Below are 674 nucleotides of genomic sequence, written 5' to 3'. Positions count from 1 at the left end.
CCGCTACTTTTTTTGAACTATTAAAAAGCACAATAAAAAGTGCTCACAGAAATCAATCTGTAATATTACTGAAATATTTGTTCTCTAACATCGCCCGAAGTTTCAACTTAAGACCGAAAAACGAACTTAAAGGTCAACGGAGAAAATTATGATGAACCAAGCTACTTCAACAGCAGCGCCTATCTCGAGCACGACTCGTTGGTTACGCTGGGCTAACTTGGCATTCATGCTGTATCTGCTTCTTCTAGCAGTATCTATGGTTGGTAGCGGTTTCAAATGGGCAACTGGCGACCAAGCAAAAGTATTGTTTGAGTTTGCATCTCACCCTATCGCTGGTCTTATGATCGGCCTAGTAGCAACAGCCCTAATCCAATCCTCAAGTACTGTAACTTCTATTATTGTGGGCTTAGTTGCAGGTGGTCTACCTGTAGAGACAGCGATTCCAATGGTAATGGGTGCCAATATTGGTACCACAGTGACCAATACTTTGGTTTCACTAGGTCACGTACGTTGTAAGGAAGAATTCAAGCGCGCATTTGCTAGTGCGACGATCCACGACTTCTTTAACCTTCTTGCTGTTCTGATCTTCCTTCCTTTGGAAATGATGTTCGGCATTCTAGAGAAAATTTCTCACTGGTTGGTTTCGCCACTATTGAACACTGGCGACATGAGCA

Annotated in this window: 1 protein-coding gene; it reads left to right on the top strand. The window is 42.7% G+C overall.

Annotation, left to right across the window (positions count from 1 at the left end; translation table 11 throughout):
* Positions 1–148: 148 nt before the first annotated feature.
* Positions 149–674, top strand: a 526-nt coding sequence (locus tag R7F64_RS23920; RefSeq protein ID WP_318072156.1) for a Na/Pi symporter, incomplete at its 3' end; no start/stop codon positions are given.

It is taken from the genome of Vibrio sp. Vb1980, assembly GCF_033338615.1.
In the GTDB taxonomy this organism is placed as follows: Bacteria; Pseudomonadota; Gammaproteobacteria; order Enterobacterales; family Vibrionaceae; genus Vibrio; species Vibrio alginolyticus.
Note: the sequence above shows the minus strand (reverse complement) of the source record. Positions and strands in the feature narration are given on the sequence as shown.